Annotated in this window: 20 protein-coding genes and 1 tRNA gene; 14 read left to right on the forward strand and 7 right to left on the reverse strand. The window is 45.1% G+C overall.

The window, feature by feature from the left end:
• Positions 1–31 precede the first annotated feature (31 nt).
• Entirely contained in the window at positions 32–181 is a 150-nt protein-coding gene (locus NIT79A3_RS18850) for a hypothetical protein (protein WP_156797091.1), read from the forward strand.
• 309 nt (positions 182–490) lie between these two features.
• Here the strand turns inward: NIT79A3_RS18850 and NIT79A3_RS13475 are convergent, their stop codons facing one another.
• The 5 genes from NIT79A3_RS13475 to aroQ form a co-directional block, all read right to left on the reverse strand.
• Positions 491–1,306: a zinc-ribbon and DUF3426 domain-containing protein gene (locus NIT79A3_RS13475; protein WP_013966721.1), complete on the reverse strand. Its 816-nt coding sequence runs from the start codon at positions 1,304–1,306 to the stop codon at positions 491–493.
• Positions 1,307–1,423: 117 nt separating this feature from the next.
• Positions 1,424–2,341, reverse strand: a complete 918-nt coding sequence (prmA, locus tag NIT79A3_RS13480; RefSeq protein ID WP_013966722.1) for a 50S ribosomal protein L11 methyltransferase — start codon at positions 2,339–2,341, stop codon at positions 1,424–1,426.
• A 53-nt stretch (positions 2,342–2,394) separates the two neighbouring features.
• Entirely contained in the window at positions 2,395–3,750 is a 1,356-nt protein-coding gene (gene accC / locus NIT79A3_RS13485) for an acetyl-CoA carboxylase biotin carboxylase subunit (RefSeq protein ID WP_013966723.1), read from the reverse strand.
• Between the two features lie 25 nt (positions 3,751–3,775).
• Positions 3,776–4,258, reverse strand: a complete 483-nt coding sequence (gene accB / locus NIT79A3_RS13490; RefSeq protein ID WP_013966724.1) for an acetyl-CoA carboxylase biotin carboxyl carrier protein — start codon at positions 4,256–4,258, stop codon at positions 3,776–3,778.
• A gap of 150 nt (positions 4,259–4,408) precedes the next feature.
• Entirely contained in the window at positions 4,409–4,861 is a 453-nt protein-coding gene (gene aroQ, locus NIT79A3_RS13495; RefSeq protein ID WP_013966725.1) for a type II 3-dehydroquinate dehydratase, read from the reverse strand.
• 227 nt (positions 4,862–5,088) lie between these two features.
• Between aroQ and NIT79A3_RS13500 the strand changes: the two genes are divergently transcribed.
• A tRNA-Thr gene (locus tag NIT79A3_RS13500) sits at positions 5,089–5,164 on the forward strand.
• A gap of 143 nt (positions 5,165–5,307) precedes the next feature.
• Here the strand turns inward: NIT79A3_RS13500 and NIT79A3_RS13505 are convergent.
• Positions 5,308–6,219 carry a restriction endonuclease gene (locus tag NIT79A3_RS13505; protein ID WP_013966726.1) on the reverse strand — a complete coding sequence of 304 codons (912 nt, stop codon included), beginning with the start codon at positions 6,217–6,219 and terminating at the stop codon, positions 5,308–5,310.
• A gap of 284 nt (positions 6,220–6,503) precedes the next feature.
• Between NIT79A3_RS13505 and NIT79A3_RS13510 the strand changes: the two genes are divergently transcribed.
• From NIT79A3_RS13510 to NIT79A3_RS13565, 12 genes are all read left to right on the forward strand, one after another.
• Positions 6,504–7,574, forward strand: coding sequence for a site-specific integrase (locus NIT79A3_RS13510; RefSeq protein WP_013966727.1), 1,071 nt, complete (start codon positions 6,504–6,506; stop codon positions 7,572–7,574).
• Positions 7,575–7,582: 8 nt separating this feature from the next.
• Positions 7,583–8,512 (forward strand): hypothetical protein, encoded by a 930-nt coding sequence (locus NIT79A3_RS13515; RefSeq protein WP_013966728.1) that lies wholly within the window; start codon positions 7,583–7,585, stop codon positions 8,510–8,512.
• A 129-nt stretch (positions 8,513–8,641) separates the two neighbouring features.
• Positions 8,642–8,929, forward strand: a complete 288-nt coding sequence (locus NIT79A3_RS13520; protein ID WP_013966729.1) for a hypothetical protein — start codon at positions 8,642–8,644, stop codon at positions 8,927–8,929.
• Positions 8,926–9,225, forward strand: coding sequence for a CHC2 zinc finger domain-containing protein (locus NIT79A3_RS13525; protein WP_041360357.1), 300 nt, complete (start codon positions 8,926–8,928; stop codon positions 9,223–9,225). The genes NIT79A3_RS13520 and NIT79A3_RS13525 overlap by 4 nt, the downstream gene beginning before the upstream one ends.
• Positions 9,225–10,130 (forward strand): hypothetical protein, encoded by a 906-nt coding sequence (locus NIT79A3_RS13530; protein WP_156797092.1) that lies wholly within the window; start codon positions 9,225–9,227, stop codon positions 10,128–10,130. The genes NIT79A3_RS13525 and NIT79A3_RS13530 overlap by 1 nt, the downstream gene beginning before the upstream one ends.
• A gap of 110 nt (positions 10,131–10,240) precedes the next feature.
• Positions 10,241–11,545 carry an IS5 family transposase gene (locus NIT79A3_RS13535; RefSeq protein WP_013966730.1) on the forward strand — a complete coding sequence of 435 codons (1,305 nt, stop codon included), beginning with the start codon at positions 10,241–10,243 and terminating at the stop codon, positions 11,543–11,545.
• A 77-nt stretch (positions 11,546–11,622) separates the two neighbouring features.
• Entirely contained in the window at positions 11,623–12,906 is a 1,284-nt protein-coding gene (locus NIT79A3_RS13540) for a YfjI family protein (protein WP_083817971.1), read from the forward strand.
• A 134-nt stretch (positions 12,907–13,040) separates the two neighbouring features.
• Entirely contained in the window at positions 13,041–13,301 is a 261-nt protein-coding gene (locus NIT79A3_RS13545; RefSeq protein WP_013966731.1) for a hypothetical protein, read from the forward strand.
• Complete coding sequence (locus tag NIT79A3_RS13550; protein ID WP_013966732.1) at positions 13,298–13,504, forward strand: hypothetical protein; 207 nt, start codon at positions 13,298–13,300, stop codon at positions 13,502–13,504. The genes NIT79A3_RS13545 and NIT79A3_RS13550 overlap by 4 nt, the downstream gene beginning before the upstream one ends.
• A gap of 397 nt (positions 13,505–13,901) precedes the next feature.
• The gene (locus NIT79A3_RS13555) at positions 13,902–14,192 is read left to right on the forward strand and encodes a transposase (protein ID WP_013964263.1); all 291 of its coding nucleotides are present in this window, start codon (positions 13,902–13,904) and stop codon (positions 14,190–14,192) included.
• On the forward strand, positions 14,183–14,530 hold the full coding sequence (tnpB, locus tag NIT79A3_RS13560) for an IS66 family insertion sequence element accessory protein TnpB (RefSeq protein WP_013964262.1): 348 nt from the start codon (positions 14,183–14,185) through the stop codon (positions 14,528–14,530). Before NIT79A3_RS13555 ends, tnpB begins: the two co-directional genes overlap by 10 nt.
• Before the next feature lie 49 nt (positions 14,531–14,579).
• On the forward strand, positions 14,580–16,163 hold the full coding sequence (locus tag NIT79A3_RS13565; protein WP_013964261.1) for an IS66 family transposase: 1,584 nt from the start codon (positions 14,580–14,582) through the stop codon (positions 16,161–16,163).
• Between the two features lie 437 nt (positions 16,164–16,600).
• On the opposite strand, the gene mauJ is transcribed toward NIT79A3_RS13565, so the two are convergent.
• The gene (gene mauJ, locus NIT79A3_RS13575; protein ID WP_013966733.1) at positions 16,601–17,437 is read right to left on the reverse strand and encodes a methylamine utilization protein MauJ; all 837 of its coding nucleotides are present in this window, start codon (positions 17,435–17,437) and stop codon (positions 16,601–16,603) included.
• Positions 17,438–17,478: the final 41 nt, after the last annotated feature.

A 17,478-nucleotide genomic window follows, 5' to 3' on the forward strand; every position in this document is an offset into this window, starting at 1 on the left:
AATGCTACAAACCTGAGAGTCGTAGGCTCCGTTGCACAGTCCCGCCCATAAAAGACCCAGTGCAGCCGGTGAGGAGTCCGTAGTGGATGGTGCACTGGGGTTGCAAACTTTCCAGCCATCCGGCTACGCAACATGGCATGCGCTGGCTGGTGCGGTATTTTTCCAGAATAGGGAGTCATAATCATAATTCAATATTATTAATTTATCTGTACGTGTGAACGCATAAGGGGGAGCCCATACTGATGGATTTCCGCATATGTACAGACAAATATCTTATAGCTGCGTTGCACATGTGCTTTGTCAGGGTGCGGTCTATTAAATAATCGTCTCAATCAATAGCTTCTGGCAATCGATACTGCAGCAATTAGGGTGGATAAGTGAAGCGCCATCCACCAATGTTACCAATCCATTACCTTATTTTAGCTTTGGCGGATTCAACTCTCTTTTTGCATCCCATTCAATCGTATTTTGTCACAATCGATAAAATTGATTACAGATAGAGTAATTGCAAACGGTAGCCCAGGGCATTCAATTGGCTGCTATCAAAATCCAGCCGAATCTCAATCTCACGCCGGGGTTCAATAAATTGTAGCGATTTATCTTGATCCAGCAAGTAATCTTGGGCGGTAAAAATACGGCTGGTGATGATTTGATCATGGACATCCAGCAATAAGAGTTGCAGTGCCGGAAATGCTTGCGGGAAAGGTGCGTGATTGCTGATGATCGCCCGCATGGTCGTGACTTCCGGTTGCCGCGCCAGATTCTTTTGCAAATCCGATGATTCGATACCCAGTTGTTTGATATCTTGCGGATAGGGTACCGTGCAGGCAATGAACGCACAGTAGCGTTCCAGATACGGCCTGATTTCCAGGGAAATGATCGTCAGTTCGGTACGATAGACATACGCAATCTGCCCGATCAACAACAGCAGCAGAAGGACATTAGCCAGTCCCCAACCCCGCGCTTGTTCGGCTGGCTTATCATCATCAAAGGGATTATCCGAAGTTTCAGTTGATTGCTGATTCCAATCCGTAGAAACCGGCAGATCCATTGCGTTGCCCGAATTCGTGATTACTGCAAGATTTTCTGTGGATGTTTCCGGTTCGCTGATCGATTGCGATTGCAACTGGGTTGGGGATTCAAAGGCGGATTCAATGGCGGATTCATTAACGGTTATCAACGTGGCAAACCCATTGAAAATCCGCTGACAATGTCCGCAACGCACTTCGCCGCCGTAGGCTTGTAATTGCGCGGAATTCACACGAAAGGTCGTGCCACAACCAGGACAGAGTGTTACCAGCGCCATTCACTACTCCCTGAAATGGATCGGGTTAAATGCACATAGCCGGATAATTGAATAGGAATTCAATTGCTTCGGTATCAACTTAAAATCCCGGTAATCCTAGTCAAAGGGATTATTATTTCACCTTTTAATTCCGGTTAACAGCACCCAACCTTCTTGGGCATTGGCAATGCGCATATCAAACCATTGTTGATAAACGCTCCTGACGTCCTCGGCTTGTTCCTGCAGAATGCCTGATAGCACAATATGACCGCCTCTCCGGACTGCTTGTTCAAGGATGGGTGCCAGTATGATCAAAGGATTCGCCAGAATATTCGCAACCACAACATCGACTTGTTCGTTGGGTTGTAAATCCTGTCCGGCAGCTTTATGCGCTGTTGCAAAAACAAATTTAGCGGGATCGCAATCATTGCGCAGTGCATTGTCTTGACTGGCCGAAATCGCTTGGGGGTCAATATCAATACCGGTGGCGTGATCTGCACCCAGCTTTATCGCTGCGATAGCCAATATTCCCGAACCGCAGCCATAATCAATGACTCGGTCTCCCCGCTGCAGATTTTGGTCCAGCCAGCCCAGGCACAATTGCGTAGTCGGATGGCTGCCGGTGCCAAAAGCAAGCCCAGGATCGAGAATCAGATTGATTGCCGCCGGATCAGGCGATTGATGCCAAGTTGGAACAATCCATAGACGCGGGGATATTTGAATCGGATTAAATTGTGACTGAGTCAAGCGTACCCAGTCCTGTTCTTCAACGCGTTCCAAACGATAATTGGGTTGACTATCCAGTTGCGCGAGATGTGTCACATTTTGCATAATTGCGTCAAAATCCGCACCATGATTAAACAATGCAGAAACTTCCGCATTCTGCCAGATTACTCCGCTCGGTTCTCCGGGTTCTCCGAACAGTAATTGTTCATCTTGCGTATCGGCGGCTGCATCATGAATATCCACTGACAGTGCGCCCTGTTCCATCAAGGCATCACTCAGTAATTCGGCATGCGCCGCATCAGCTCGGATAATCAGGGTAACCCAGGACATGCTTCTTATCGAGCCTGTTAACAGTCAGTTAGTAAGGGAGAGATCGATGCCTATCAGTCCTTCTTATTATGCAGGGCAAGTTTCTGCTCCAGATAATGAATCGCGACACCGCCGCGCAGGAAGGAAGCGTCGGTCAACAAATCCAGGTGCAATGGAATATTTGTTTTAATGCCGGTAACCACCATTTCTGACAGAGCAATCCGCATGCGTGCAATCGCTTGTTCACGCGTATCCCCATAAGTAATGATCTTGCCGATCATGGAATCATAATACGGCGGCACCATATAATTATGGTATACATGTGAATCAACCCGCACACCCGGTCCGCCCGGCGCGTGATATTGCGTAATACGTCCGGCGGAAGGTGTCAGTTTGTAAGCATCTTCCGCATTGATACGGCACTCTATCGCATGCCCCTTGATGATGACATCTTTTTGACTAATCGGTAACACCAGACCGGCTGCCACATTAATTTGCGCCTGTACCAGATCAATACCGGTAATCGCTTCCGTCACCGGATGTTCCACTTGCAAGCGCGTATTCATTTCAATGAAGTAGAATTCATTGTTCTCAAACAGAAATTCAAAGGTGCCTACACCCCGATATTTAATACGGCGGCAAGCATCGGCACAACGTTCGCCCATTTTATTACGCAATTTTTCCGATATGCCGGGTGCGGGCGCTTCTTCGAGAATTTTCTGGTGGCGGCGCTGCATTGAACAATCTCTTTCGCCCAAGTGAACAGCATTGCCATGTTCATCCACCAATAATTGGAATTCGATATGGCGCGGATTTTCCAGATACTTTTCTGCATAAACAATCGGGTTCCCAAACGCTGATTGCGCTTCATTACGCGTCATGATCACAGCATTGGATAAAGCCGCTTCGGTGTGTACGACCCGCATTCCGCGGCCGCCACCGCCGCCAGCAGCTTTAATGATGATGGGATAGCCGATCTCCCGCGCAATCTTCTTCACCTCATCGATATTTTCAGATAATGCGCCATCTGATCCCGGCACACAGGGAACGCCGGCTTTTTTCATGGCATTCTTCGCGCTGACTTTGTCACCCATCAGGCGAATCGTTTCCGGCCGCGGACCGATAAACACAAAACCACTCTTTTCCACCCGTTCGGCAAAGTCTGCATTTTCTGACAGGAATCCGTAACCGGGATGAATGGCTTCGGCATCGGTCACTTCTGCAGCACTGATAATCGCCGGCACGTTCAGATAGCTTTGCGCCACCGGTGCCGGGCCAATACATACCGACTCATCGGCCAGCTTGACGTATTTTGCTTCCGCATCAGCTTCAGAATGCACTGCAACTGTTTTGATACCCATCGCACGACAAGCGCGCTGGATCCGCAGGGCAATCTCGCCACGATTTGCTATAAGAATTTTTTCAAACATAGTTATCTGATCTCTATTCAGATAATCATTGAATTACGAACAAGGGTTCGCCATATTCAACTGGCTGACCATTCTCTAGCAAGATCGCCTTGATGACCCCATCTTTATCGGCCTCAATTTCATTCAATAGCTTCATTGCCTCAATGATACATAACGTATCGCCTTCTTTGACCCTTTGCCCGACTTCGACAAATGCACTCGCACCGGGTGATGCGGCCCGATAAAATGTTCCCACCATAGGCGATTTAACAATATGGCCATCAGGTATTGCATTTTTTTCAACCACTGCAGATTCATTGGCATTAGCTGCTTCCGGCCCAGGCGTTGGTGTTTGCTGCTGAACAGGGGACATAACCGGCTGCATACCAGGCGGCATAAATGCATAATTTTGAACCCCGGAACCAGATTTACTGATGCGAACTTTTTCTTCGCCTTCCGTAATTTCCAATTCAGCAATACTTGATTCTTCAACCAGCTCAATGAGCTTCTTAAGCTTTCTTAAATCCATATCCAATCTCCCGAGACAAGGCCTCGTTTTAAGGTAGTTTTGAGAACAAAAATTTTTAATATAAAAATGAGCAAGATTACGGCTGCGTTGCGAAAGAATTGAAGTTAAAATTGAGATTTATCGATAATTCAGATTCAATATCCGGTTAACTTAAGATGTCATTGCGTATTCCAGTGCCAATTCATATCCTTTAGCACCCAAACCACTAATAATACCTATCGCCGAATCGGAAAAATAGGATTTCTGACGAAAAGATTCCCGGGAATAGATATTTGATAAATGCACTTCGATAAAAGGCAGTTTTACAGCAGCAAGCGCGTCCCGCAAAGCAATACTGGTATGCGTGTATGCAGCCGGATTGATGATAATGAAATCTGTTCCATCGCTCATAGTCTGCTGGACTCTATCAATCAGGGCCGATTCAGCATTACTCTGAAAAAAATCCAGTTTAACACCTGTATTTTCAGTTAATCTGCTTAAATTTCTGTTAATATCTTGTAACGTCACACCACCATAAATCTCCGGCTCACGAACCCCCAGCAGATTCAAATTGGGTCCGTGAATAATCAAGATATTTCTTGCCTTTACATTTTTCGAATCCATTTAATAATTATGGACTCTTATGCTAAAAATGTACAGTTTTTAAAGAATTTCGCCGAACTTAAGCGAAAGTTGTTGAAAAAATATTGAATCCGATCATGCAAAAAAAACAGAATCGAGATCGGCCCGCAAGAAAATCATAGCCAAACCGCCAATAATTAAACCCGGTTCTTTATAATTTGCCCGCAATTGCCCAAGCATCTATAATAGCCCGCTTGGTTCAATTCCGGGCTGTTGTAGCTCAGTTGGTAGAGCAACTGATTCGTAATCAGTAGGTCCGCAGTTCGATTCTGCGCAACAGCACCATAAAAACAAATAGTTATAAAAAATAAAACGGATTAATACATAGTTGTGGGGCACTGCAGGGGCACTAAGAGACAACAAACCACCATAAAAACTTTTCGCTGATACCAGCCAAGCTTCTATTGATTTGACTACTTATTGCTTAACTACTCGTTATCGAAATAATCAGAATCTAATTTCTTTACTTCATACTGCCCTACAATTGAGACTCCAACATTATGTTCTGCCATAAGTCTCGACAATTGCTCGCCATCAATTAATATTATTTTCGTATCAATAAATGAGGCATATTCTTTTGCTTCTTTGCTGAATGACGACGTAGTGATAAAAACACCTTTTCTAGCACGTTGTCCTTGCAGTGCACCTGCAAATTTTTGGATTTCAGGGCGACCGACCACACCCTCCCATCGTTTAGCTTGAATGTATATAACATCCAAGCCAAGACGATCTTCATTGATTATTCCATCAATACCACCATCGCCACTTTTCCCAAGCGCCTTTCCAGCATCCTGACGACTGCCGCCATACCCCATTTTTACAAGAAGGTCGACAACTAAACGTTCAAAGAATGATGGGGAAGCATCTTTAATAGCACTCAGAATTTCGGCTTCAAGAGCAGAACGGAGCTTATTGTAAGCAGATGCTAGCGAATCTTCTGGAGTTAGATTTGACTCCAATCCTGATGCTTCTATCAGAGATTCATTTTTATCTTTTTTACGATTTCTAAATTCAATAAATTCAGGATATCGCTCAAGTACTGATATATCGATCTTGATTGGATCTTTTGAGAGTAACTCAATACCTTTTTGTGTGATTCTGAGAAATCCACGTTTTGGTGTTGCAAGCAAATCAGCTTGCTTAAGATATGAGCGCGCCCAGCCCACGCGGTTAGTAAAAATAGCCTGACTTCCGCTTGGGAGAAGTTCATTTCTTTCTTCTGTCGTAAGATTAAACTGATCAGCCAATTCTTCAACCAACTGACTGAATTTATATTCCTTGCCGTCGGACGCTGTTTTCAGGACAGGAAGCATAAGTGCTTGGTAATCAGGAATTGTCATATTTTTTGATATTTTTATAGATAAGAATACTCAATGCTAGGAAATTTAAATGTTGGCACTGTAGCATAAAGAATCTTTTAAAATCCTTTCATAACCACTAAAAAAACAGCCTATTTTATTTTCAATTGCCCCATTAATGCCCCTTTACTAAATTTATAGTCGATAAATAACTGTTATTAATAATAATTAACCACAAATACTTATGAATGTTAATCATAAGTTGCCATTTATTGCCGTTTGTTGTAGCATCTTTTCTAGTGTTTATCACTTGAAGGATGGCAATTATGGCAAATATCGAAAAGCGTATTTCCAATGATGGAAAAACCAGCTATCGGGTAAAAATAAGATTAAAAGGCCACCCTGGGCAATCAGCAACATTTGAACGCCTGACTGATGCCAAGAAATGGGCGCAACATACAGAATCTGCAATTCGTGAAGGTCGTCACTTCAAAACAACAGAAGCTAAGCGCCATACTTTGGCCGATTTGATAGACCGCTATTGCCGGGACGTATTACCAGCCAAAAAGAGCGCAAAAGACCAAACGCAGCAATTAACATGGTGGAAATCCGAAATCGGAAGCTATGCCCTTGCTGATGTAACACCCTCACTATTGGCAGAATGCAGGGATAAACTAGGCCGTGAAATCACTGTACGCAATAAACCTCGTTCACCTGCAAGTGTAGTGCGATATATAGCCGCACTATCTCATGTTTTCACAATCGCCGTAAAAGAATGGGGATGGTTAGAAGATAGCCCAATGCGAAAAGTAACCAAACCGAAGGAATCACGCGGACGGGTGCGTTTCCTTTCTGATGATGAACGCATACGCTTATTAAAAATCTGCAAAGAATCAAGCAACCCTTATCTTTATGTTGTCGTAGTGCTGGCATTGTCAACCGGAATGCGTCAAGGTGAAATTATGGGATTAACTTGGGACGTGATAGATTTAAACCAAGGCCGTGCAATACTGCATGAAACTAAAAACGGCGAACGCCGCGCCGTGGCGATTACTGGTCATGCTTTAGAGCTAATAAAAGAACTTTCCAAAGTACGCCGGATTGATAGCAATTTACTTTTTCCATCTAAGGAAAACGCACCACAAAAACCACAAAAACCTATGGATTTACGCTCCCCATGGGAAACAGCCGTAAAAAAAGCAGAACTTCAAGATTTCAAATTCCATGATTTACGTCACAGTGCTGCTTCATATCTAGCCATGAATGGCGCAAGCCTAGCAGAAATTGCCGAAGTGCTGGGACATAAAACCTTGCAAATGGTGAAGCGCTATGCTCACTTATCCGAAGGGCATACCGCTCGCGTAGTGGCTTCTATGAATAATAAAATCTTTGGATAGAGATTGTTATGAATCACAATAAACTTGAATGGAATAGCGAATCATTAGATTGGGCATTTTGGGCAAATGTGCAATCAATGTCGGCCAAAGAAGCATGTTGGTTGGTTTGTGGAGTAGATCCAATTAAATACAATATCGAGTCAATAGAAAGTAAATACTATTTATCTGATGAAAAGATACTTGAAATTAAAAAAGCTATTACTCAGGTTGAATCCGATATCCGGGCTGAAAAGGAAAAGGAATATAACTCACCTTGGGATTGGGTATGTTGGGCGGAAGGAAAGGGCATACCAGTTTCAAAGCAATTTCATGATTTAGCTTTTAAAGCCAAGAAAAAAGGCATACGTGTTCTTAAAGCGCAGCCGCTAGAGAAAATAAGTGAAGAATCGTTAGCTTGGTATATGAGGCTAGATAGCTGGGCATACTATGAAGCAATATTTTTAATCCATGGCTTCAAACCGTGCGGAGATATTGAGGGATTTGATGAGGTAAGAACTCATTTTCCTAATGAATATGCAATGCTTGAAAGAAGTATTCCCATAGGTTCTATCGGCAAAGAAGTCATACAAGCAGGTCAAAAGAATATTATTGATACGCCTGCCAATTGGATTGCATGGGCAAAGCGCAAGGGATTCTCTACTGGCCATTCTAGTTCTTCAAACCATGAACAAGAAATTGATTCAGAATCACATAATGGAAGGGAAAATGAGTTACATGTTTTGATAGAAGATATCTATAAAGACCTTGACTGCCCAAGCAACAATAAAATTGTTTGGAAAACCCTGGAATCAGATAAAGAAGATAAGGCATATGATAAAAATGAGATTGTGCAGGAAATTACAGGAAATATTATTTATTGGACTTCCCGCCGTGGAATAGAGCAAACAATGAAACGAAAAACATTCGATAATTTTCTTTCAACATTACGAAAAAAATAATTTATCCCGGCTGCCGTCACGCCATCCCGATGTGATGTTATCTGGGAAATGTGCAATGTAGAGTTCTTGTCAGAACATCCCGTTACAAAGCAATCTTGCACCGTAACGGGCAACTGAAAAGGATTTACGATGCATAATAATATTACCGTAACGCAAGCTATTAATTCAGCTTATCCAGAATTACCCTCACAACCCCGCACACTGCTAACTGTTCGCCAGTTCAGCGACAAACATTCGGCCTTCACACAAGGCGCAATCCGCAATCTAATTTTTTTAGCCGAAAGTAGAAAAACATCCAAAGGCATTATCACAGGTAATGGTTTGAATATTGCCTTGGTAAGAATAGGGCGAAAATTGCTTATTGATGAAGCCAAGTTTTTTCAGTGGATTGATGAGCAGCAAGAAATCAGCAAATGAAAACTCTTGCTCAATCACTTCAAAACGTTAAGGCTTATATTCGCCCCGTTGATTTTTACCGCAGCGAATTACCAGCTATGCCGCCGCCGCGTGGCAGCGGATGGCGTGATGGCGGATTATGTCCATTTCATCCTGATAAGCACGCTGGAAGCTTTCGAGTAAATCTTGAAACGGGTGCTTTCCTTTGCTTTTCTTGTGGTTCCAAGGGTGGGGATATTATCGCCTTCATTCAACAGCGAGACGGCTTGAGCTTCCCAGAAGCAGTGCAAAAACTATCTGATGAATGGGGGTTATGATGCAGGGCATACCTCAAACATTTAACAGCAAACCGCGCCGCTTTGTGTGGGAATATCGGAGCCAACAAGATGAATCGCTTGGCTATGTTGCCCGCTTTGATGATGGCAAGAAAAAAGAGATTGTGCCATATTTTAAACGAATCAACGGGCACGAATGGCAGCATGGCAGTGCAACTGAACCGCGCCCATTATTTGGATTGGATGTACTAAACCAAGCTGAACTTAAGCGTGCTGCATTCATTGTTGAAGGCGAAAAAGCCGCCGCTGCACTGCAATCATTGGGGCTAGTGGCAATTACTTCACAAGGTGGCAGCAATGCAGCCCACAAAGCAGACTGGAAACCATTAAATGGGCGTGAACTCGTTTATATGCTTCCAGACAATGATGAGGCTGGCGAAAGCTATATTAAGGCTGTGGCTGCAATCCTGATGAGCCTTGATAGACCGCCTGCGCTATTAATTGTACGTTTACCCAATCTTCCGCTTGCTGGTGATGTTGTCGATTGGATAACTTCAAAAATTGATGAAGTTTTACTGGATTGGGATGGTTATGAGCCAATATCAGAAAGCATATTAGATTATGGTGCTTTGCTGAATGATTTTAAAAAAGCCGTAAAACAGCATAGCGAACCAGTGCCCGATGAATGGAAAGCTGATTCAGAACAACCAGTCATGAACAACTGGCAAGCGCCGATCAGTCTTGAGTCTGCCACGCTTCCACCATGGCCGGATGATGCCTTTCCGGGTAGCATTCAGGACTTTGTAAGCGCCTTGAGTGAATCTACTGAAATCCCGCCTGAATTATCAGCAATGATGGTGCTGGCAGCAATTAGCGCCGCCGCCCAAGGTAAGTACCGGGTACGCGTTAAAGCTGATTATTTTGAGCCTGTAAATAGTCAGCCCTGAAATATCCACAAGCACTTGATACTATGCTTGAATGATCTGATTCTTAATGCTCATAACGACCGGAAATGTTAAAATATCCAAGTGTTTTCTGGTCGAAATGGTGATTAAAAATGCTAAGACATAGCAGTACGATTCATCAACCGAATTTGTTTGGAACAGATTTGTTGATGCAACTTGATCCCAATGATTTGTTGCTGAAGCTTGCATCAGCGATACCCTGGCAAGAATTTGAGGAATCATTTTCCATCCATTACACGACGGCGGCAGGTGCGCCGAGTAAGCCGATCCGGCTGATGGTTGGGTTATTGATACTGAAGCAGTTAGAGAATCTGAGTGACGAATCGATAGTATTGCAGTGGAAGCGCAATCCTTATTACCAGGCCTTTTGCGGCATGAAAGAATTCCAGCAAAAGCTGCCTTGCCATAGTACGGAGCTGGTGCATTTTCGCAAGCGCCTAGGCGCGCAAGGTGTAGAGCGGATTTTCCGGATGAGTGTTGGTTTGCATGGGGAATCAGCGCTGGAAGATGTGGTTCATGTTGACACGACTGTGCATGAGAAGAACATCACGTACCCGACGGATAGCAAACTAGCGATCAAGATTATCAATCGCCTCAACAAGATTGGCCCCGCCCACGGCATTTCACAGCGGCGCACTTTCGTCAAAGAAGTGAAGTCACTGCGCCTGGATATTCGGCACTACCGGCACGTGAAGAAAAGAGCTAAGGCCAAACGCGCATTAAAGCGGCTCAGAACCATTGCAGGTGTCTTGATACGGGAGCTCAGGAGAGAATTACCGCAGTACTGTCTGTTTGAATGCTATCAACGGGACTTTCTGTTGTATGAGCGCGTATTACGGCAACAGCAAAACGATAAGAACAAGATCTACTCATTGCATGAACCGCAAGTGTACTGTGTCGCCAAGGGGAAAGACCACAAACAATATGAGTACGCTAGCCAAGCATCGATCGCCAGTACCGCAAAAGGTAATCTGATCGTCGGCGTAATCAGTCACGAACAGAATCTGCATGACAGCAATACGTTACCAGAGATCCTGCGTCATGTTGAGATTTCGCGCGGGAAAGCAGCCAAGCAAGCCGTATGCGATCGCGGCTACCGCGGCAAACGTGAAGTCAATGGAACCCAGATCATTTTGCCCGGAAAAGGACTCAAGAAAGATACCCGATACCAGAAAGACAAGAAGCGGAAACAGTGCAGGAGGCGTGCCGCGATTGAACCCATTATCGGCCACCTGAAATCGGATTATCGAATGGCGAGGAACTATCTGAAAGGCGCTATTGGCGATCGCAGCAACCTGCTGATGGCTGCTGCCGCCTGGAATCTGAAACAATGGCTGCTGGCCATTTTTTGGCTCTTTTTCCCATGGCGAAAACTGCAAATTTATCGGATTCCTTGATGGAAATTTAAACTACCAGGGCATGCATTTTAGTAAGCAAGAGTTTCCCCGGGCAGCTTTTCCAGAACAACTGTCGTTTGATACTTTTTCAGGGTCGACTAAATATTTGGGCATGCGCAGCCCTTCCACCAGGCAGCCGTAAGACAGCCGTTCAAACGGCAGCAACCGCACCGTTGACCAAGTGGGAGAAATTACAGCGTGAAAAGTTAGAGCCTGCAATCAAGAAAGCACAGGCCGATGATGCCACTATACGCGAACAAATAAACTACTTACGAAAACAGGCAAGCAAAGCCAAGGGGGCAGAGTTTGAACAGCTAAAAAAAGAGATTGCCGATACTGAAGCCAGTTTACCGGAAATTCCAACAGTGCCACAGATTTGGGCGCAGGATGTAACCCCGGAAAATCTGGGTACTATCATGTCAGATAATAATGAGCGAATGGCTATCTTGAGTGATGAAGCGGGAATATTCGATATATTGGGCGGGCGGTATTCTGGCGGCATTCCGAATCTTGATTTATTTCTGCAAGGTCATGCAGGAAGCGCAGTAAGGGTGAATCGAGGCAGCCGCCCGCCTGTATTTATGCAAACACCCGCTCTAACCTTTGGATTATCACCCCAACCGGAAGTATTGCGCGGACTGACAGAAAAGCCCAGCTTTCGAGGTCGTGGATTATTAGGGCGTTTCCTGTATGTGTTGCCGCCTTCAAACTTGGGTTATCGCACACTTGATGCAAGCCCGATATTTCCAGATTATAGCGCCCGCTATGAAGGTATTTTAACCGGCATACTCAATCAGGAAATGGCGAACGATAGCGATGACAAACCATGCCCGCATATCCTGAAAATCACGGATGATGCTTTGCAAGCTTGGCAAAGCTATGCCCTTAAAGTTGAAGCCGGTATGCGTGAAGGCTGTACCTATGCACACTTGACTGATTGGGCTGGAAAATTGCCGGGCGCAGTCATACGGATTGCCGCCTTGCTTCACATTGCACAGCATGCACTTTTAAGGCCGTGGGAAAAGGAAATCAGTATTGAAGATATGAGCGCAGCACTGCGCATGGCTGATGTATTAAGCGTTCATGCTTTGGCTGTATTTGATCTGATGGGGGCAGACCCAGCCCTTGACGGTGCCCGCGTAGTATTGCGATGGATTGAGCGCGAAGGTAAGCCAGAATTTACATTCAGGGATTGCTACTATGCACACAAAACAAGATACAAACGTACAGCGGAACTTGAGCCGATTATGGAAGTATTGATTGAACGGCACTACATCCGGCCAAGGGCATTGAAACAAGTACAGGGCAGACCAAGCCGAATTTACGAAATTAATCCGGCAATTTTAGAAAAAGAATCCTAAGAAATTACACCACAAAAACCACAGAAACCTTAAGCGCAATTCTTTTTGTGGTTATTGTGGTCAAGTTTCTATGGATGAAAAATAAAATTTACTTTGCTTTTTATTATTAATAAATCAAATCAAAAAGAACAATTATGCCAAAAAAGGAAACAAATTCGCCTGTAATCATTGAGGGGCAAGTATTGCAAGCATTACCTACCCCTCAGATAAAACTTGCCACAATTGAAGATTGCAGGCGCGAAATGGCGCGAGTTTATCGGGATGCACGCACAGCCCGCATTGATACACAGGATGCTTCCAGATTCGTGTATATATTGTCGCAGATTGGCAAACTCATTGAAACCGGACAGCTTGAGCAACGTTTAATAGAACTGGAGCAAAGATTAAAAAAATGAGCATTAAACAGCGATTAGAGAAGCTGGAAGCCGCTAAGATAGTGCAGGATGTTAAGGTTGATATCATTCACATAATCATCGAACCTGATGGTACTATTTCTGGCGCTACGCAGCGTAATGCCGATGGTAAATATGTTTCTGTTTCTGATGAAGAACTGGCTGAAATATGCGCAGACAATCAAATAGTAGAGGCAGCTAAATAAACTTATAAGTTGTAATTTGTAATGTTAAATTGAATAACCGTAGAAATAAATTCCGCAGAAAATCCGATAAATTTTCAGAGTTCTTTGATAAGCTGTTTAGCGGTTTTCAAAATATCAGCATTAGTCATTGAATCATCATTCTAAACCCGCATCATTAGTGCAATATCCTCATATCCGACAAGCAATAACAACTTTTGAATACATTGCTTGTCGGCTTTCTTTTTTCGAAATGAAAAGCATTTGAAATTTGTAATGATCTAGTCTTTGCTCTCAGGTTGAGAAAATGAACGAGCTAATCTTTGGCATCAGCATAGAAGAAATTAGTAAGCCTCCAATCCATCCACATTAACACCCTGATACGTCATCGCTATCCTCAAACCTTTTACAAGGAGGGACGATGTCATCATCAGAAGCGCGACGAATTCATATCGAAGCATGGCAAACCAGCGGTAAGTCTCAGGCGGCTTATTGCCGGGAACATGGTTTGAATACCAAGACGTTTGGCAATTGGGTTCGCAAGCATCGTGCCGGTCAGGTTATCCGGCCGCCTGCGTTGGTCCCGGTCACGATCAAACCGATGCCTGCACCGACGAGCACGCTACGTCTTCGCGGTCAAGGCAATCATGTGTTGGAGCTGCCATCGACGGTTTCGCCGCATTGGCTGGGGGAGTTGTTGAAGTGTCTTTGATTGCGAATCCAGGGAAGATTTGGTTGATGGTTGAGCCGGTGGATATGCGTCGCGGCATTGACGGATTGTCGGTATTGGTGGAGCAGGCGTTGCAGCGCTCGCCTTGTGCGGGTTCGGCGTTTGTGTTTTGCAATCGCGCGGGCAATCGCATCAAAGTGCTGCTGTGGGACGGCACCGGCGTGTGGTTGTGCCAGCGGCGCTTGCATCAGGGACGGTTCGTTTGGGGGCGTTCGGATACGGGCGGGATGGAACTGACTGCGTTGCAATGGGAGTGGTTGATTGCCGGGGTGGATTGGTGTCGTTTGGGGTTGCAATCCTGCGCAAGAAAATATAGCTGAAAGCCAATACTGGAATCACTTTGCGCAAGTTTTGCAGTATAATAACGCCATGAAAACGCACGCAAAACAGTCAATCGAATTAGATCATTTGAACCTCACGCCGGAAGCTAAAACCGAGGTATCGAACCTTATTCAATCACTGCTTACGCAAGCACAAAACGAGCTCAAACTGCTGGAAGCGAAGAATCAGGCACTGAAGCTGGAACTGGCACATTTGCGCCGCATTCGTTTCGGCGCGAAGAGCGAAGCACTGTCGCAGCCACAATTCAGCCTGTTCGAAGAAGACTGGCAAACTGATGCGGCGGCGATCGAAGCGGAAATCGAGCAACTGCCGCTGCCGGTTCCGCAAAAACCCAAGCGTGCACGCGCTGGGCGCCAACCTCTGCCGGATCACCTGCCACGCATCGAACACCGGCATGAACCGGAATCTTGCCAATGCAAACAGTGCGGCAGCGATCTGGTAAAAATCGGCGAAGACGTCAGCGAACAACTGGACGTCAAACCCGCCGAATTCTTCGTGCACCGTCACATCCGCCCGCAATACGCCTGCCGGGCTTGCGAAACCGTGGTCGCGGAACCGGTTCCGCCCGCGGTGATCGACGGCAGTATGGCAACACCCGGACTGCTTGCTTGGATCACGATCTGCAAATACCTCGATCACCTGCCGCTGTATCGCATCGCACAAATCGCCGCCCGGGAAGGTGTCACTTTATCGCTTTCCACGTTGGCGGAATGGATCGGACGTGTAGGCGTGGCACTACAACCGCTGGTTGACCGGCTGATTTTGCACTTATTGCATGGCTCTGTGTTACACGCCGACGAAACCCCGGTGGCGCAACTTGATCCCGGCAGCGGAAGAACGCAACGCGCCTATCTGTGGGCGTATCGCAGTAACGATTTTGAGTTGGGGCCGCGCATCATCGTATTCGACTACCAAACCAGCCGTAGTGGCAAACATGCGCAAAACTTCCTCAACAGCTGGCAAGGCCACTTGCTGGTAGACGACTATGGCGGTTACAAGGCTTTATTCTCCAAAACAGCATCACCCTGCACTGAATTAGGGTGCTGGGCGCACGCGCGCCGCAAATTCTTCGACCTGCACCAAGCCAATGCCAGCACCGTCGCGTATGAGGTGTTGCAGCGCATAGGCGGACTTTACGCCGTCGAAGCCGAAGGCAAGCACTTATCGACCGAAGCCCGGCAGATACTACGTGCAGAAAAAAGCCTGCCGATCCTGCAATCGTTGCACGACTGGTTACTGCAAACTCGCGCCCAAACTGCCAATGGCGGCGGCACCGCCAAAGCCATCGACTACACCTTGAAGCGCTGGCAAAGCCTAATCCGCTACGCCAGCAGCGGACACCTGCCGATTGACAACAACCCCGTCGAAAACACTATTCGCCCCATCGCGCTCGGCAAGAAAAACTGGCTGTTCACCGGCTCCGAACGCGCCGGAAAACGTGCCGCCGCCATTCAAACCCTACTCGGCACCGCAAAACTCAACGGCCTCAACCCCGCACAATGGCTAGCCGACACCCTCGAAAAACTCCCCACCTGGCCTAATAGCCGAATCGATGAATTGCTACCGCTTGCACCGGAGGATATTGAAGCATTGTTGAAGGAATGTGAGTAGATGGTGGGGTTGGAGGGATACAGAAATTAAAAGAATTACTGGTGAAGATCTAAAAGCCATTAAGAAAATGGAAAAAAGGAAATAAGGTTATTCCGGAATCAGCACTCAGGCTTTTAAGGTTATATCTTAATGGCGATGCGAGTGCTTTACTGGGCGATGAATGGAAAGGATATCATTTCCTGGGTAATTTATTTTATGTACCAGAATGGCGTAACGGTTTTGCACCGCATGAGATCAGAGCGGTTTTCTGGAATACCCAACAAATTGCAAGTTTAAAAAATGAAAATGCTTTGTTAAAAAAAGAGTTAGAAAGACGAAATAGCGAAATTGATAATTTAGAAATCAAAGCAGATTTTTATAGGCGTCAACTGGTGCTTGAAAGTCGGTTTGGTTTGATCTTACAAAGAAGCTTTGATTGAGCTAAGTTACATTTAATCTTACTTCCACAAATTTGTTTCATTAGGCACTCCAAGTTCTTCACAAATATATTTCTCCGCTAGAGACCGAACAATTTCAATATCTTTAGCAATTCTAATACGGTCAGCTGGATTATCTGGATCAATCAATTCACTGTTTAATGAGGCATGAGCAACTGCACATCTTCCGCTATCGAAGATATGCTTACCTAAATCCAATTGGGATGATTGAAGTTCTCGAACGCGGTCAGCTGCTTTACCAGTAAGCATAATAATTGAGTTATTAATCCATGCTCCCCGTGCTTTTCCCTCATCCTTATTAAACTGTGATTCAATAACTTTATAAAAACTCAAGAAGGAATAACTTTCATGCAGTTCACTTAAACGAAGACCTTCGCGCCAAAATGCAAGAGCTCTCCAGATGTTTTTATCTCTGATTAAAGGCATAAAATTACAATTAAAATGCATTGTCATAATAGACATTTGTGTTCGTGCTAATGAATATAAAATAGGACGGCTTCCCGTAATGTACCCAACTACATCGACATAACCGCGTACAAACCATCCTAAGATGGATGTGAATCGATAAACTTTTTTTAAAGCAATATGCAGAGCGGCATCATTATGGAGTTCAGAAAGACGAACGATCACACATGCAGTGGAAAATTTGTTGTTGTCTTCGTTAAGACCAGTTAAAAAATAATCTTCCTTGTCATACTGCAATAGAACAGTTTTTTCAGGCCATGAAATGGAATAATGCACTGCTGCGATAAGCCAGGCGTGATGGGAGCTAAATTTTTCTGTAATTTGATCCCCATAAATATGTGGTATTTCTGGCCCCAGATGAATTTTCTTCATCTTAAAATCTGCTCGTTAAGACAATTACTTAAAAATTTATT

Source organism: Nitrosomonas sp. Is79A3, assembly GCF_000219585.1.
Taxonomy (GTDB): domain Bacteria; phylum Pseudomonadota; class Gammaproteobacteria; order Burkholderiales; family Nitrosomonadaceae; genus Nitrosomonas.

What these genes read in the sequence shown, in the direction of transcription:
- NIT79A3_RS13520 (WP_013966729.1), top strand. Translation starts at nt 8,642, where the DNA reads ATGCATAATAATATTACCGTAACGCAAGCTATTAATTCAGCTTATCCA.
- NIT79A3_RS13515 (WP_013966728.1), top strand. Translation starts at nt 7,583, where the DNA reads ATGAATCACAATAAACTTGAATGGAATAGCGAATCATTAGATTGGGCA.
- NIT79A3_RS13565 (WP_013964261.1), top strand. Translation starts at nt 14,580, where the DNA reads ATGAAAACGCACGCAAAACAGTCAATCGAATTAGATCATTTGAACCTC.
- NIT79A3_RS13505 (WP_013966726.1), bottom strand. Translation starts at nt 6,219, where the DNA reads ATGACAATTCCTGATTACCAAGCACTTATGCTTCCTGTCCTGAAAACA.
- NIT79A3_RS13555 (WP_013964263.1), top strand. Translation starts at nt 13,902, where the DNA reads ATGTCATCATCAGAAGCGCGACGAATTCATATCGAAGCATGGCAAACC.
- NIT79A3_RS13535 (WP_013966730.1), top strand. Translation starts at nt 10,241, where the DNA reads ATGCTAAGACATAGCAGTACGATTCATCAACCGAATTTGTTTGGAACA.
- NIT79A3_RS13530 (WP_156797092.1), top strand. Translation starts at nt 9,225, where the DNA reads ATGCAGGGCATACCTCAAACATTTAACAGCAAACCGCGCCGCTTTGTG.
- mauJ (WP_013966733.1), bottom strand. Translation starts at nt 17,437, where the DNA reads ATGAAGAAAATTCATCTGGGGCCAGAAATACCACATATTTATGGGGAT.
- NIT79A3_RS13525 (WP_041360357.1), top strand. Translation starts at nt 8,926, where the DNA reads ATGAAAACTCTTGCTCAATCACTTCAAAACGTTAAGGCTTATATTCGC.
- NIT79A3_RS13550 (WP_013966732.1), top strand. Translation starts at nt 13,298, where the DNA reads ATGAGCATTAAACAGCGATTAGAGAAGCTGGAAGCCGCTAAGATAGTG.
- NIT79A3_RS13510 (WP_013966727.1), top strand. Translation starts at nt 6,504, where the DNA reads ATGGCAAATATCGAAAAGCGTATTTCCAATGATGGAAAAACCAGCTAT.
- accC (WP_013966723.1), bottom strand. Translation starts at nt 3,750, where the DNA reads ATGTTTGAAAAAATTCTTATAGCAAATCGTGGCGAGATTGCCCTGCGG.
- NIT79A3_RS13475 (WP_013966721.1), bottom strand. Translation starts at nt 1,306, where the DNA reads ATGGCGCTGGTAACACTCTGTCCTGGTTGTGGCACGACCTTTCGTGTG.
- accB (WP_013966724.1), bottom strand. Translation starts at nt 4,258, where the DNA reads ATGGATTTAAGAAAGCTTAAGAAGCTCATTGAGCTGGTTGAAGAATCA.
- aroQ (WP_013966725.1), bottom strand. Translation starts at nt 4,861, where the DNA reads ATGGATTCGAAAAATGTAAAGGCAAGAAATATCTTGATTATTCACGGA.
- NIT79A3_RS13545 (WP_013966731.1), top strand. Translation starts at nt 13,041, where the DNA reads ATGCCAAAAAAGGAAACAAATTCGCCTGTAATCATTGAGGGGCAAGTA.
- prmA (WP_013966722.1), bottom strand. Translation starts at nt 2,341, where the DNA reads ATGTCCTGGGTTACCCTGATTATCCGAGCTGATGCGGCGCATGCCGAA.